This window comes from Marinomonas maritima, from assembly GCF_024435075.2.
Taxonomy (GTDB): domain Bacteria; phylum Pseudomonadota; class Gammaproteobacteria; order Pseudomonadales; family Marinomonadaceae; genus Marinomonas; species Marinomonas maritima.
This window is the reverse complement of the sequence record NZ_JAMZEG020000004.1, coordinates 182,501-197,948: the sequence shown is the minus strand read 5'-3', so window position 1 is coordinate 197,948 and position 15,448 is coordinate 182,501. Positions and strand designations below refer to the sequence as shown.

Below are 15,448 nucleotides of genomic sequence, written 5' to 3'. Positions count from 1 at the left end.
CGTTAGGCGCGAATGTAGGTCGTTTTAACAACGGTATAGAATTCTTTGGCATAAGTGCCTTGTTCACGAGGACCAAAACTGGAGTCTTTACGACCTCCAAATGGCACATGATAGTCTGTGCCGGCCGTCGGCAAATTGATCATGACGCAACCGGTTTTTGCATTGCGTTTAAAGTCATTGGCGTATTTCAATGATGTGGTGCATATGCCGCCAGTCAAACCAAAATGGGTGTCGTTTAATGTGGTCAATGCTTCGTCGTAATCTTTTACTTGAATGACACACGCAATCGGTGCGAAAGCTTCTTCTTGATTAATTGTCATTTGATTTGTGGTGTCAGTAAAAAGAGCGGGTTGCATGTAATAGCCGTCGGTTTCTTCCGTAAGCACGTTACCGCCATAAACCAGTTTACCACCTTCATTTTTGGCGATTTTTAGGTAATTTAGGTTTTGTTCCATTTGGCGAACGTCAGCAACTGCTCCAATGTGAACGCCAGGTTTTAAAGGGTGCCCAACGACGATTTTCTTCATGCGCTCAATCATGGCATCAACAAAACGATCATGGATACCTTGAGTTACAATCAACCGTGACGAGGCAGTACATTTTTGTCCGGTTCCTCCAAAGGCACCACCGATCGCGCATTCTACTGCGTTGTCTAAATCGGCATCGTCTAATACGACCAAGGCATTTTTACTGCCCATTTCTAACTGACATTTCACTAAGTTAACCGCGGTGGCGGCAGCAACTTTACGACCGGTTTCTAATGAACCGGTAAACGTAAGGGCGTTGATACGACGAGAGTGGATTAGTGCATCACCCACTTCAGAGCCTGGTCCCATTATCAAGTTAAAGGTGCCAGCAGGTAAGTTTTGACGAGAAATAATCTCCGTTAACGCCCACGCAGAAGCAGGAACTTGATTTGCCGGTTTCCAAACCACCGCATTCCCAAAGGCCAGAGCGGGTGCTATTTTCCAGGCCCCTGTAGCGGTAGGGAAGTTCCACGGAGTGATAATACCCACTACACCGACAGGCTCACGACGAGTTTCTATTTCTACGCCAGGTCGAACTGAGTCTGCCGTTTCTCCCATCTGACGAAGTACTTCAGCCGCGTAATAATGAAAGAATTGACCAGAACGATAGGTTTCACCTATCCCCTCTGCCAAGGTTTTGCCTTCTTCACGAGCGAGGAGTCTCCCCAGCTCTTCTTTACGAGCGATTAGCTCATCACCAATGGCCATTAAGACACTATAACGCTGTTCTAGTCCGCTCTTTTGCCATTCTAACTGGCCCGTTACCGCCGCATTAATTGCTGCTTCTGTCTGAGTTTTATCGGCTTGCGCATAATGACCTATCACATCTTTGATGTCGGCAGGACTGATGTTTACTACGGGCTCGTTATGACCATTTACCCATTCGCCCGCGATGTAATTATGAAATATTGATGTAGACATATTGACCTCCAAAACTATGTTGGAGACATGATAGGAGGTATGCTTCAATAATAAAAATTAATAAATAATATGCTGTGATAAGGAATTCTTATTATGCTGCCAGAACTAAAAATTGCTCAACTTCGTCATTTCGTTTGGGTTACTGAGCTTAAAGGCTTTCATGCGGCGGCGGAAAAGGCACATCGTACTCAGCCGGCGATTTCGCTATCTATTCGGGATTTAGAGAGCAAGTTGGGTGAAGCTTTGTTTGAAAAGCGCAATGCAAAAACCGCCAAAGCAGAACTAACTCCTTTTGGACTGTATTTTTTACCCAAAGCGAAAGAGCTGATTGCGCACCACGATCGCATTGCCGAAGACATGACTTTATTATCAGAAAACAAAGCTGGTCATTTACGACTGGCTTCGGTTCCTTCTATTGCCAGTCGAATATTGCCTGGCTTATTGCAAGAGTTTGTGAGTGCTGCCCCCGATTTGCACATCAGCTTTTATGATGATAATTCGATAGCAGTGCTAAAAATGATTGAAAACCAAAAGGTAGATTTCGGCATTGCGCATTTGTTTCATGAGGAAGAGCACCCAGATAAAAGGTTCATTCCTATTTGGCAGGATCAAATTGGGGTTGTGTGTCCGAATGATCATCCGTTGGCTCGCCAAACTTCTTTGCATTGGACATCGCTTAAATCGCACCGGCTGATCACTAATGGTACTTCTCGATTGCTTGAAGACAGTGAGGCCAGCCCATTATTAGAGCTTTCGCAATTCTATGTTTCTAATATGATTTCTTTGATTGCCATGTTAGAAGCGGGCTTTGGCGTCACAACATTACCTTGGTATGCCTTTCCTCAAGAGAGTACAAAACTTAGCTTTATTCCGTTGGCGGGGCCTCATGTTGTTAGGCGTATAGGAATAGTGTTGTTAAAAAATAAGTCGTTGACGCCGCCAGCTCATGCGTTTTTAAATTTCATTCTAGAAAAATCGGGAGTATTAGACTGTTAAAGGAAAGTAAAAATAATGTAATTCACTATAGTGATAAGAATACCTTATCAACCGATAGACGCTTTTGATTTGATCGTTTCCTGTTCTTTGGCGGAAGATAGCGCACTGTCTGTGAGCGCCGCTGCGTCTATTTTGTAGGCTAACAGCCTTGCCTCATGCTCATAGTGCAATAACAATGAAAATGATGAGTATCACCATCAGAGGAAACAATCATGACAACGCCAGCTGCGATCCAAGCTGCTCTTCGGGGCCGCAACGCTTTGCCTTTAAGGCCCCCACATCAGGTGATGAACCTTGAACGCTTAGGTGCTATGCATCAAAGCCGCCTTAGTTTTATGCGTATTCTTGTTCGTCGAATCATGCGAGAGCGGTGGCGAATAGAAGTGGTTAAATTGGAGCTGGATGATCAAGGTTATGGCACAGTAATCTATGAAATTAATGCGCCTCATGGTGTGTTTAGTTTTGTACTTTTTTCCAATTACTTGGCGCCAAATGATCGAAACGATCGTGTTATTGCAACGCAATGGGATCTGACCATGGCGCTGGTGGCTGGACCAGTCGACCGCACTTACCTAGAACAGTTGCGGCAAAATGTACCAAAGCAAGAAGCTGGACGTGTGGATTCTAGGGTGTTTGTGCTGTCGCGTGCTAACCGCAGTGCGCGTAATTTTGATTACGTCGTAAAGCAACTTGCCGCAGGTTTACAGCCTGATGTCGAGAAAATTGCCGACGTCGGTTATCTCTACCGCACCACTGCGGTTTATGGCAGTGGTAAGCTTGGCATGGCGGATTGGGAGAAAGTGAAACAGCGTTGGCCTGACTTTGCGCGTCCTTTTTCAGCCGAGATGTTTATGTGTTTTATGTTGCGCAACTTTAGCCTCTTTCAAGCAGAGCACATTGCTAAGCATCAGTCTGCGAACACGTTTTTGCCCATGCAGCCTGACATCAAACGTTATTTCGGTATTGGTAATTCGACAGGGCTAGGTATGGCTCCTTACCTGATTAATCATCCGCTGCTGATTAATCAGTGGGTGGCGATGCGAGAGCTTGGGCTGGCGAGAATTCGAGTGTTGGGTAACATTGATCAGCGGGTGCAGCAGCATTTTCAGGAGCTGCTAATGCGTTGTCAGCAACACACTCAAGAAACTCAAACTGAAGATGAATGGCAGAAAAATAATAATACGCGTGTGATCCAAGATCTACTTTCTATGCAAGAGCAAACAGCTCAAGGGGTGGTTAGTTGGGAGGTATTATTGACTTGGACTGAGTCTCATTGCTCATTACAAGGACAAGAACTGCTGGTGTCTGTTTTATTGGAGCTGTATCCAGAATTGGTAGACGATTTGGAAGATTATTATTGTGAAGAAGAGTTTTTAGATTTAGACCCACTTATGCCTGTAAAGCAACTTCAGCAAGTCATTGAGCAGCGCTATGCATGGGCGCTTAGCATTGATTTCTCTGAGCCAGGGACAAAAGAGACGTTTTGGTATCGTTCAGAAGATAAGATGGAACCACGTCTAGGCAATGCGCAAACCGAGCCAGGTAAAGAAAAGCAGATGGCGCTAGGGGTAGGTTATGCAGTACGAAAATGTTACGACCAGCTCAGTGTTTATGCCAATGACCACCCTCACCATACCACCGCTAGATTCATGGTAGCGCAACCCAAATTAAGAGGCATCGTCCGCCGCATTCAAAGCATGAATCGCTGTGTCTATGGCGATATTCAAGCCAACTTGTTAGAGCGAGATGTTTTGCCTATGCACTTATTGAGAGCAAAGCTTGCTTTTTTTGGGGTGAGTAAATTTGATCCTCGCTCTAAGCTTTGGGTGCGCAATACGATGTTTCAGGGTGCACCTTTATTGGAAGACATCGGTCGGACATTTAACGATGATTGGTTTATGCCGTTAGCACCTCGATAGAAGGAGAGTCTTTATGCATGTTTCTATGAATGAATTAAAAGCGGCTCTACGTCGCTGCTTTGAAGCGACAGGGTATTTTGTTGGTAACTATGAAGATGCCGGCAATATGATTCTTTGGCTGGAAAAGCATGGATTAGAGGGCTTAAAGGAACTAGAAAACGCCTTGCCTTTTATTGCGACAGACCATGATAAACCGTTGAGTACAGTTATCTACGAAGACAGTACATCAGCGATTATTGACAGTCATGGACGCAGTTCACTCAACTGTATTGCAGCGTCGGTGGACCTTGCTCATGCTAAAGCACTAGAATGCGGGATAGCGACAGTAACGGTACGTAATTGCCATAATAGGAAGTTTATTCTCAAGGCGTTAACGGACTGCGGTCGTCGTGGGATCAGTGTGGTGGCGTATTGGAAAAATGGAGTTACCTTGGTTACTGAGCATACCGCAGCGATTAAAGCTGGTGCTCGTTATCCGAGCTACAGTGAAGCCTTGACTAATTTGCAAACAAGCGAGGATGACCTGCAGGCCCTGACAATTATTTGTAGCTCTCGGGTCGATCTAACTTCTTCTTTGCAACAGTCCTATGGCAACCGTAAAACGAATCACGTTAGTGCTCAGCAGGTGGAAGAAAACAAGACGTACAGTGTCGACTTTGGTATTGATATTAATGAAATACTTTGGACTAATATTAACGATATAGGAGAAGGTATTTTGGTTGAAAATACAGAGCAATCTCGCCAAGGCGCGGGAGGGCGATAGTGCTCCGATGATTTGCGGTGACCCTAAAAGACGTTAGTTTTTTTGACATAGCAGTCAATACTTCCGTCTTTTACACGTATTGTAATCGAGTCTCCAGTGCTGACTTCATCAATGGATCGAATCACTTTTTTGTCTTTCGAGACGATGGCGTAGCCGCGGGATAAGGTGTTTAGCGGGCTGACGAGGTTGAGTTTTTCGATGACTCGGGCAAAGGCGGTTTGTTTGTTCGCTAAGGTGTTGCTTAAAGCGCGGGCAAGACGAGTGTCGATGTCGATGAGTTTTTGTCTGTCTTGAACGATTCGTCGAGTTGGACTATTTCTTTCCAGACGATGTGCTAAATTTGCCGTTTGCGTCTGTTGTTCCGAGACTTTGCGCTGCATGCTGTGTTGTAAGCGGCGTTTTAGTTGATCGAGTTGCGTTTGTTGTTGCTCGATTCGTTCTTTTGGGTGACGAATGCGCTTGGTCATGAAGTCGAGTTGTTGCTGGCTTTGTTCGAGAATGCGCGACATGCGTCGAACCAGTTGTTTTTCTTGTTGCTCAATTTGTCGAAGTAGTTGGTTGCGATCTGGGCTGAGCAGTTCGGCTGCGGCCGTTGGTGTGGCGGCGCGAACGTCGGCGACGAAGTCGGTAATGGTAAAATCGGTTTCATGACCAACCGCGGAAACAATGGGCGTTTTGGCGTGAAAAACGGCGCGGGCCAAGGCTTCGTCGTTGAAACTCCATAAATCTTCTAGTGAACCGCCACCTCGACACAGTACGATGGCGTCGAAATGCCCGCTGTCGTCGGCTCGTTGTAGTTGTCGCAGAATGTTTTTCGCGGCGTCTTGCCCTTGTACTAACGAGGGTAAGATCGTGAGTTCCGTTAAAGGAAAGCGTCTGCGGAAGGCGATGATCATGTCTCGAACGGCCGCGCCGATGGGCGAGGTGATGATGGCGACGCGTTCAGGTTTGGTTGGCAGTGTTTTTTTGTGCTTGGCGTCGAACAAACCTTCAAGCTGTAAGCTGGTTTTGAGTCGTTCGAACGCTTGTTGTAATGCACCTTCGCCAGCGGATTCCATGCTTTCGACGCTGAGTTGGCAATCGCCTCGTGGGCCGTAAAAAGTGACACGAGCGCGCAGTCGAACCATATCGCCGTCTTTTGGCCGAAAGCGTACCGCGCTGTTTTTGCCTTTGAACATGGCACAGCGGATTTGGGCTTTGTCGTCTTTGAGGGAAAAATACCAATGTCCTGAGCCGGGTTTGGCCAGATTCGAAATTTCACCTTCGACTAAAACCCACGGTAAACTGGCTTCAAGTAACTGTTGTATTTGTCTATTTAGTTGCGAGACGCTAAACGCGGTTTCTTGTGAGGCAGAAGTTGTAAAGTTTTTCATCAATCTCTCGTGGTTTTGATTTACCGAATGCAACTAAAGGCGTAGAATTACTTGCCATCTTAACACCCTTGTTGGCATTGGAAACTCCCCATTATGTTACGAATCGTGCAAGAAGCTTTAACGTTTGACGACGTATTGCTTATCCCCGGCTATTCCGAAGTTCTTCCTAAGGATGTTAGCCTCAAAACGAAAATCACTAAAGACATTGAGCTAAATATTCCGCTTACGTCTTCGGCGATGGATACCGTTACTGAACATCGCATGGCGATTGCTCTGGCTCAAGAAGGTGGCATAGGCATTGTGCACAAAAACTTGACCATTCAAGAGCAAGCTCGTGAAGTGCGTCGTGTTAAAAAATACGAAAGCGGTATTGTTCGCGATCTTGTGACGATCAACCCTGAAGCCAGCGTGAAAGAGCTGATGGAGTTGACGGCAGCAAACAGCATCTCAAGCGTGCCTGTTGTTCAAGGCACGGATCTTGTTGGTATTGTAACAAGCCGTGATGTTCGCTTCGTGAAAGACTTCGACAAAAAAGTCTCTGATATTATGACACCAAAAGATCGCCTTGTTACGGCGCTTGAAGGGGCTTCATCTGGTTCTATCCGCAAACTGCTCCATGAAAACCGCATTGAAAAAGTGCTTATTGTGAACGAGCAGTTCGAATTACGCGGCATGGTAACGGTAACAGACTTTAATAAAGCAACGACTTTCCCTCACGCATGTAAAGACGATCAAGGTCGTTTGCGTGTTGGTGCGGCAGTTGGTACTGGTGCAGATACCGGTGATCGCGTTAAAGCCTTGTCTGATGCGGGTGTTGATGTGATTGTTGTTGATACCGCACATGGCCATTCAAAAGGCGTTATTGATCGCGTGCGTTGGGTAAAAGATAACTTCCCTCACATTCAAGTGATTGGTGGCAATATCGCGACGGCGGCAGCAGCAATTGCGCTTGCAGATGCAGGTGCAGACGGCGTTAAAGTTGGTATTGGCCCGGGTTCTATTTGTACTACACGTATTGTTGCTGGTGTGGGTGTTCCACAAATCAGTGCGGTGGCAAATGTAGCAGAAGTTATGAGCCCTCGTGGTATTCCTGTTATTGCCGATGGCGGTGTGCGTTTTTCTGGAGATATCAGTAAAGCCATTGCGGCGGGTGCTAGTGTCATCATGGTCGGCGGTTTGCTTGCCGGTACCGATGAGGCGCCGGGTGAAATTGTTTTGTTCCAAGGGCGTTCCTTTAAAGCTTACCGTGGTATGGGGTCGCTTGGTGCGATGTCTCAATCTCAAGGTTCTAGTGATCGTTATTTCCAAGACTCTAGCAGCGTTGAAAAGCTGGTTCCAGAAGGTATTGAAGGTCGCGTACCATCAAAAGGCCCAATGGCCGCCGTGGTTCATCAGTTGATGGGCGGTGTTCGTTCATCAATGGGATACACCGGTTCTGCTGATATAGAAACCATGCGTACTAAGACTCAGTTTTCAAAAATTACAGGGGCTGGTATGCGTGAAAGTCACGTCCATGATGTGACTATTACGAAAGAGGCGCCAAATTATCACGCGGGCTAACCTCGAGATGATTTGACACTGAGATGGGGCGTACAACACGCCCCATCTTTATTTATTGCTTTTACTACTTATTGATTACTTCTATTTAAAAGGCTTTGTTGTTTTAAATAGAGTGAAGGAATGGCTAATAATGTCGCAAGATATCCACGCTCATAAAATTCTTATTCTTGATTTCGGTTCTCAGTACACTCAGCTGATTGCACGCCGTGTGCGCGAAATTGGTGTTTATTGTGAAGTTCGTGCTTTTGATATGGAAGATCAAGAGGTTATCGACTTCAATCCAAAGGGTATCATCCTTGCTGGTGGTCCTGAATCCGTGCCTGAGCCAGGTTCTCCTCGTGCTCCAGAAGCGGTATTCACATTGGGCGTGCCGGTATTTGGTATTTGCTACGGCATGCAAACCATGGCGGAGCAGTTGGGCGGCAAAGTCCAAGGTTCTGAGATTCGTGAGTTTGGTTACGCGCAAATTCGTAAACACGATGGTCCTGCTTTATTTGATGATATTCAGGATCATGTTGCGAATAATGGTGTTGCGTCATTAGATGTGTGGATGAGCCACGGCGATAAAGTGGTTGAGATGCCAAAAGACTTTATCTTGATGGCATCGACAGAAAGTTGCGCTATCGCAGCGATGGCAAATGAAACGAAACATTTCTACGGTGTGCAATTCCACCCTGAAGTAACGCACACACTACAAGGAGGCGCGATTTTAACGCGTTTTATCGTGGATATTTGTGGTTGTGATACGTTATGGACGCCGGCGAACATTGCTACCGATGCTATCGAAAGAATGCGTGAGCAAGTGGGCGATAAGCAAGTTTTGTTAGCGCTGTCTGGCGGTGTGGATTCTTCCGTTGTGGCAGCGTTACTTCATAAAGCAATTGGCGACCAGTTGACTTGTGTTTTTGTTGATAACGGCTTGCTTCGTTTGAATGAAGGCGATCAGGTGATGAAGATGTTCGCAGATAACATGGGCGTGAAAGTGATCCGTGTTGATGCTGAAGATCTTTTCTTGGGTCGTTTGAAAGGCGAAGCCGATCCTGAAGCGAAGCGTAAAATTATCGGTAACAGCTTTATTGAGATTTTTGATGAAGAATCATCAAAGTTGAATAATATTGAGTTTCTTGCTCAGGGTACGATTTATCCTGATGTGATCGAATCAGCAGCGTCTAAAACAGGTAAGGCTCACGTTATCAAATCTCACCACAATGTTGGTGGTTTGCCTGATGACATGAAGATGGCGTTGGTTGAACCACTACGCGAATTGTTTAAAGATGAAGTGCGTAAACTGGGTGTAGCGCTTGGTTTGCCACACAGCATGGTTTATCGTCATCCGTTCCCGGGGCCTGGTCTGGGTGTTCGTATTTTGGGTGAAGTGAAAAAAGAGTACGCAGACATTCTTCGCCGTGCGGACGCTATCTTCATTGAAGAGTTACGCAGATCGGGTTGGTACGACAAGACGAGCCAAGCGTTCGCGGTTTTCTTGCCAGTTAAATCGGTTGGCGTTGTCGGTGACGGTCGTCGTTACGAATACGTTGTTGCACTGCGCGCCGTTGAAACCATCGATTTCATGACCGCACGTTGGGCGCATCTTCCGTACGAGTTGCTGGAAACGGTATCTGGTCGCATTATTAATGAGATTGAGCACATTTCTCGCGTGACTTACGATGTTTCTTCTAAGCCACCTGCGACAATTGAGTGGGAATAATTCAGCGTTAGGTAACACCTTGCACTGAACAGCAATAAACACTCTCAAGCCCGCTTTCTAGCGGGCTTTTTGTTATCTAACAGCCAAATCATTTGGCACTGTCTAGCAGCTTCAAGCACGGTTTGACTGGGGTATAGGAGTGGGTATTATTTTCTCCACTCGCCATGCTCAATCCCGATACCATAACGCAATGTTTTCATGTCTCATGGTATTGGTTTTCTCTAACTATATGAAAGTAAAAGAGAAAGCTTTTTAAAAACAGAGTTTTTACAGCATGGTATTAAAATTAAGAAAGGATGATACCTATGCTGACCGATACCAAGATCAGAAATCTAAAGCCAAAAGATAAACTCTACAAAATCAATGACCGTGATGGCCTGTACGTGGCCGTCACCGCAGCGGGTACTAAGTCCTTTCGATACAACTATTCAATCAATGGACGCCAGGAAACGATTACCTTTGGTCGCTATGGCAATGGTGGCATCAGTCTAGCAGAAGCCCGTGAACAGCTTGGAGAGGCGAAGAGACTTATTTCGAACGGAAGATCTCCTGCAAAGGAAAAAGCCCGCAGCAAGGCTCGTGTGAAAGATGCTGCAACGTTTGGGGCTTGGGCGGAGGCGTGGTTTCGAGGTTATCAAATGGCGGACTCCACACGTGATATGCGTCGTTCAGTATACGAGCGTGAGCTGAAGGCAAAATTCGGTACTCTACAGCTAACAGAAATCACCCATGAAGATTTGCGGATGCTGACTAATCGAATCGTTGAACGAGGTGCGCCGGCCACGGCTGTACATGCCCGTGAAATACTCATGCAAGTGTTTCGTTGGGCCATGGAGCGTGGTCAGAAAGTAGAGAACCCTGCCGATCATGTGCGCCCTAACTCTATTGCTCGTTTTCAGCCGAGGGACCGTTCGCTTTCGCCGGAAGAAATTGGCGTGATGTACAAATACCTGGAGAAAGTTGGTACCAGTCCAGTTAACCGCGCAGCGGCCAAATTACTATTACTCACCATGGTGCGAAAAGGGGAACTGTGCCAAGCGAAATGGAGTGAGATCAACTTTAGCGAAGCCCTTTGGAGTATTCCTAAAGAGCGTATGAAACGCCGTAAACCTCACCTGGTGTTCCTATCACGACAAGCATTAGATCTACTGATTGCGTTAAAGACTTTTGCTGGCGGCTCAGAATATGTTTTACCGTCTCGCTACGACACTGACCAACCTATGAGTAATGCCACGATCAATCTGGTGCTGAAATACACCTTCCAGGCTGCTCAAAAAGACGGTATACCGATGGAAAAGTTCGGCCCACACGACCTACGCCGCACAGCAAGCACCTTGCTCCATGAAGCGGGTTATAACAGTGACTGGATCGAGAAATGTCTAGCCCATGAACAGAAAGGCGTCAGAGCCATCTACAACAAAGCCGAGTACCGAGAGCAGCGCGCGGCCATGTTGCAGGATTGGGCGGATATGATTGATGAGTGGGTTGGTGATAATCATATTAAATAATGTTAAAAGTTGTGCTTTCAAGTAGTTAAAAGAGCAAAACGAGAAGCCCTGAGCATACGGCCTTAGGCCAAGACCCATTTATGGGTGGTTTTGTATCTAAGGTGATATATGAAGATGGTATGGACCCACTTTAATAGACATCTCATAGCTATATAATAATAGGTAAACATGAGGTGAATTATGAGTGGAAAACGTTATACCGATGAGTTCAAAATTGAAGCCGTTAAACAAGTCACTGAGCGCGGCTATAAGATTGCAGAAGTGGCTGAGCGACTTGGCGTTAGTTACAAAAGTATGCATGATTGGATTGCCCGATACAGCAAACCTGAAGCGAATAGAAAAGCGGACGATTCAGCTCTGTCGGAGATTCAGCAACTCAAAGCTGAACTTAAACGGGTGACCGAAGAGAGGGACATTCTAAAGGAGGCCGCCGTGTACTTTGCCGGGGAGTCAAAGAAAAGTACACGTTCATAAAATCACGGCTCCATGACTATTCTATTGTTGTCTTGTGTCGAACGCTGCAAGTCCATAGGAGCGGTTTTTATGCTTGGCTAAGTTGTCCAAAAAGTCGACGAGAACAAGAAGATGACCAACTTGCCATCGACATTAAAACGCACTGGCTTGAGAGTGGTTGTGTTTACGGCTACCGCAATATCACCAAAGACCTAAAAGGAGAAGGTAAGTCTTGTGGGAAGAATCGAGTGCTAAGGGTAATGCGCCGTGAGGGTCTAAAAGCGCTAATAGGCTACAAACGTCGCCCTGTTTTTTATAGTGGTTCTGAGCGTAACACGGCCCCCAATACACTAAATAGAGAGTTTATTGTCCCAGAACCAGATCAAGTATGGGTAACCGATTTTACGTACATCCGGACAAAAGAAGGCTGGCTTTACGTGACCGTCGCTGTTGATCTATTTTCTAGATTGATCGTAGGATGGTCGATGAGATCAAGGGCGACAGCGGAGTCCGTTATTGATGCTTTACTCATGGCTATTTGGCGACGACGCCCCACAAAAAGAGTACTAGTACACTCAGATCAAGGGGCTCAATATACCTCGAAAGATTGGCAAACCTTCTTAAAAGATAATAATCTGGAAGCCAGTATGAGTCGTCGTGGTAACTGCCATGATAATGCCGTTGCGGAAAGCTTTTTCTCATTGTTAAAAAAAGAAAGAGTGCGCAATCGAACCTACAAAACAAGAAGCGATGCTCGCTCAGAGATTTTTGATTATATCGAATGCTTTTATAATCCAAAGCGTCACCATGGATCAAATAATGGATTATCGCCACTGCAATATGAGAAGCGATATTTTACGGAGCTAGAAACTGTCTAGGAAACTGGGTCCATACCATTTTGGGGTTTGTTAATGCAGGTATTGACTAGAATTGCCTATGAGATTTACATGTGACAAAAATTCAAGCAAGGAAGTAGTTTTTTATGTCTAGTCGCGGAGACATCATAGGAAAAAGTGATTATTCATTTGATGATACAAAATACGGTCTTATCTACACCAAACAGTGTGGCTGGATAGATCTCGGGCATGCATACCCTAGTAATGGAAGAGGAGATGGGGCTCTTTATCTCTGGAAAAAAATACTTAGGGAGAGCTCTGAGTCTGCTTCTGGTGGCGATGATTTTATTGTGTCTTACCATCAAAAAATGTCAGCTCTAAAAAGAAATATCTCAGTAGGAATTAAAAAGAGGTACTCTATACAAAAAGGGCTTAACCTATCGCAAAAAAAATCGGTATTTATGTCCATTGTTCTCGATGTATCACATGATTTTGAAGCTTTGCAGGGCAATTGGATTTTCAGAAACGTAACTAATAGTGGGTTTAGTGCAGAAGATTTGATTTCAAATCTCATATCTGTCTACCGATCAATTGATCCATCTACTGATTATATTGAACTATGTGAGCCAATTGAAAAAGACCCAGCTCTGAAAATTTGGGACACTTACGGCCCTGTAGGTGAGCGCAAAAATAAGACGATAAAGCCATATTTGTTCCCGTTAGATTTAAGAGGGCAACCTGATCAGAAAAATCTGCCAAGCTTTTTAAATACGATCAATATTTCTAAGGCTGATGGCCTTTTCGAGGTTCTTAAATGAGAAAGAAATATTTGTATTCGACGGCTCTAATACTATTGCTTAGTGTTTCAATGTTTGGATTTTACCTTCTTAAACTGGCTTTTTCTGAGAACTATCAGACGAATCTTGGCAGTTTTTCATATTATTTCATGGCCAGTGACTCGGTAGAGCAGATTGTAGAAACACTGCCTCAAAAGCCAAAGTTATATAAATATACCTTTGGAGATAACGGTCCAATTAGAGAGGCTCTCATGTTTGATCAAGTGTTGATGGAGTCAGATAGAGAGGCTATAGAGGAAAGCCTGACTATGGTTGGTTTTAATCCCGACTTGGTGTCTTCGAAGCTTTTCGTTAGTGAAGATGGCTCTGTAACTGCTGAGGTTTTAGACGATGAAATACTAGTTCTTAGTTATTAATATTTTTGAAGCCCCGTTAAGACTTTATACCTATCTGCTGACTAATGTGATTGCTAGCTCGGAGAAGTCATGGGTAACTTATCTAGTGAATCAAGAGCTAGATTGCTCACTGTAGAAGAGATGTATGAACTCCGCCGCGATATGGCCGAGTCCTCTGCTTGGGCACGTGCTGAGTTGAAGCGTCGTCGTGAAGAAAAGGCCAAACAAAGCGCTGAACATGGTACTAATAATGGTATTACGACAGAGCCAAGTACCAAGTAGGCGTATTTAAAGGGCTTGCGGCTCTCGTTAACGATAGAGTGGGAATAATTTTTACTCAATAAATGATCTAATGAAACGGCTCTCTTTATCGTAAAAAGGGCCGTTTTTATTTGTATTGATTTCAACACAATAGTGGAGCGTTGTTGTGAAATTTCCAACTCCTTTAATAGAAGGGAAATTGATAAAGCGTTATAAACGGTTTTTATCAGATATCCAGTTGCCGAATGGCGACGTCGTCGTTGCTCATTGCCCGAATACGGGGTCAATGAAGCGCTGTCAGCAAGATGGTGCTCGGGTTTGGTTGTCTAAGAGCAATAACCCGAAGCGCAAACTGGCTTATACGTGGGAATTGGTCGAGGTAGATGAAAAGTATTTGGCTTGCATTAATACGGGTTATCCGAACAAATTAGTGGGTGAGGCGATTGCCAATGACGTGATAAAAGAGCTTTCGGGTTACGCCGAGCAAAAAGCCGAAGTGAAGTATGGCGAGAAAAGTCGTATTGATTGGCTGCTGACGGGTGAAGATGGTCGTAAGTGCTATGTCGAGGTGAAAAACGTTACTTTATTAGAAGAAGACGGGCGTGGTTATTTTCCTGATGCGGTAACGGGGCGTGGGCGTAAGCATTTCTATGAGTTGGCAAAAATGGTAGAAGAAGGGCATCGCGCGGTTATGTTCTTTTGTGTGAGCCATACAGGCATCGATTCTGTTACGCCCGCGGCGCATATTGATGAAAAGTATGCGAAAGCATTTGAAGAAGTTATCGCTAGAGGGGTTGAGGTGTTGGCTTATAATGTGACAATTAATCAAAATGAGATGACGGTTTTAGCTCGTGTTCCTGTGTTAATGCCTGTATTTGATTAGATAATAATCAAATACCACCAAATTAGATCATTTATCGAACGATGTTGTTTTTATTTAGAATTAATCAAAAGAATTGGCGGAAAAGGGTTGCACAATATCTGTAGATCCTTAATATACGCCCTCGCTGACACGGACAACGCTTCACAACAACGAAGACGATGTTCAGGTTAACTTCTTAATAGAAGGTGGCTTATTTTAAGTTGGCACGCTCTTTAAAATAGATAATCAGATAATTTGTGTGGGCGCTCGCTAGAGGCTTCAGAAGATCATCGCAGACCGGCTTTGCCGAGATGTAGTTGATCAAAAAAATTGAAGTCTTACGAGAGTCTGCACGGCAATCGCTTTATGTTGATTTGTTGTTCTTCGGGATGACGGATCGATTAAGTTATAGTTAGTGTAATAAGATTTGAGTGAGCAAACTTTTAACTGAAGAGTTTGATCATGGCTCAGATTGAACGCTGGCGGCAGGCTTAACACATGCAAGTCGAGCGGTAACAGGGGAGCTTGCTCCTGCTGACGAGCGGCGGACGGGTGAGTAACGCGTAGGA

At 45.1% G+C, this 15,448-nt stretch carries 13 protein-coding genes and 1 rRNA gene (1 of these 14 only partly in view); 12 read left to right on the top strand and 2 right to left on the bottom strand.

Annotated features, from left to right (window positions below; translation table 11 throughout):
• Positions 1-2: 2 nt before the first annotated feature.
• A complete protein-coding gene (locus tag M3I01_RS16065; RefSeq protein WP_255896938.1) occupies positions 3-1,448 on the bottom strand; it encodes an aldehyde dehydrogenase family protein in 1,446 nt (481 codons plus the stop codon).
• Between the two features lie 93 nt (positions 1,449-1,541).
• Here M3I01_RS16065 and M3I01_RS16060 point away from each other — a divergent pair, with 93 nt between their 5' ends.
• From M3I01_RS16060 to M3I01_RS16050, 3 genes are all read left to right on the top strand, one after another.
• A complete protein-coding gene (locus tag M3I01_RS16060; protein WP_255896936.1) occupies positions 1,542-2,444 on the top strand; it encodes a LysR family transcriptional regulator in 903 nt (300 codons plus the stop codon).
• A gap of 212 nt (positions 2,445-2,656) precedes the next feature.
• The gene (locus tag M3I01_RS16055) at positions 2,657-4,363 is read left to right on the top strand and encodes a hypothetical protein (protein WP_255896935.1); all 1,707 of its coding nucleotides are present in this window, start codon (positions 2,657-2,659) and stop codon (positions 4,361-4,363) included.
• Positions 4,364-4,376: 13 nt separating this feature from the next.
• Complete coding sequence (locus M3I01_RS16050; RefSeq protein WP_255896934.1) at positions 4,377-5,126, top strand: DUF3726 domain-containing protein; 750 nt, start codon at positions 4,377-4,379, stop codon at positions 5,124-5,126.
• Positions 5,127-5,149: 23 nt separating this feature from the next.
• Here M3I01_RS16050 and xseA read toward each other — a convergent pair whose 3' ends face one another.
• Positions 5,150-6,499 carry an exodeoxyribonuclease VII large subunit gene (xseA, locus tag M3I01_RS16045; protein ID WP_275565191.1) on the bottom strand — a complete coding sequence of 450 codons (1,350 nt, stop codon included), beginning with the start codon at positions 6,497-6,499 and terminating at the stop codon, positions 5,150-5,152.
• A gap of 93 nt (positions 6,500-6,592) precedes the next feature.
• Between xseA and guaB the strand changes: the two genes are divergently transcribed.
• The 9 genes from guaB to M3I01_RS16000 all read left to right on the top strand — a co-directional run.
• Positions 6,593-8,059: an IMP dehydrogenase gene (guaB, locus tag M3I01_RS16040; RefSeq protein ID WP_275565190.1), complete on the top strand. Its 1,467-nt coding sequence runs from the start codon at positions 6,593-6,595 to the stop codon at positions 8,057-8,059.
• Positions 8,060-8,189: 130 nt separating this feature from the next.
• The gene (gene guaA, locus M3I01_RS16035; protein WP_275565189.1) at positions 8,190-9,767 is read left to right on the top strand and encodes a glutamine-hydrolyzing GMP synthase; all 1,578 of its coding nucleotides are present in this window, start codon (positions 8,190-8,192) and stop codon (positions 9,765-9,767) included.
• A 305-nt stretch (positions 9,768-10,072) separates the two neighbouring features.
• Entirely contained in the window at positions 10,073-11,275 is a 1,203-nt protein-coding gene (locus tag M3I01_RS16030) for a tyrosine-type recombinase/integrase (RefSeq protein WP_255896931.1), read from the top strand.
• 180 nt (positions 11,276-11,455) lie between these two features.
• A protein-coding gene (locus tag M3I01_RS16025; protein WP_275565188.1) for an IS3 family transposase occupies positions 11,456-12,606 on the top strand; the annotation gives its coding sequence in 2 pieces (ribosomal slippage) (positions 11,456-11,693 and positions 11,693-12,606; 1,152 coding nt in all).
• Positions 12,607-12,710: 104 nt separating this feature from the next.
• A complete protein-coding gene (locus M3I01_RS16020; protein WP_255896930.1) occupies positions 12,711-13,382 on the top strand; it encodes a DUF4056 domain-containing protein in 672 nt (223 codons plus the stop codon).
• The gene (locus M3I01_RS16015; protein WP_255896929.1) at positions 13,379-13,777 is read left to right on the top strand and encodes a hypothetical protein; all 399 of its coding nucleotides are present in this window, start codon (positions 13,379-13,381) and stop codon (positions 13,775-13,777) included. Before M3I01_RS16020 ends, M3I01_RS16015 begins: the two co-directional genes overlap by 4 nt.
• A 69-nt stretch (positions 13,778-13,846) precedes the next feature.
• Complete coding sequence (locus M3I01_RS16010; protein WP_255896927.1) at positions 13,847-14,038, top strand: hypothetical protein; 192 nt, start codon at positions 13,847-13,849, stop codon at positions 14,036-14,038.
• A gap of 145 nt (positions 14,039-14,183) precedes the next feature.
• Positions 14,184-14,900, top strand: a complete 717-nt coding sequence (gene sfsA / locus M3I01_RS16005; protein ID WP_255896926.1) for a DNA/RNA nuclease SfsA — start codon at positions 14,184-14,186, stop codon at positions 14,898-14,900.
• Positions 14,901-15,323: 423 nt separating this feature from the next.
• Positions 15,324-15,448, top strand: a 16S ribosomal RNA gene (locus M3I01_RS16000); it runs 1,416 nt beyond the window's last position.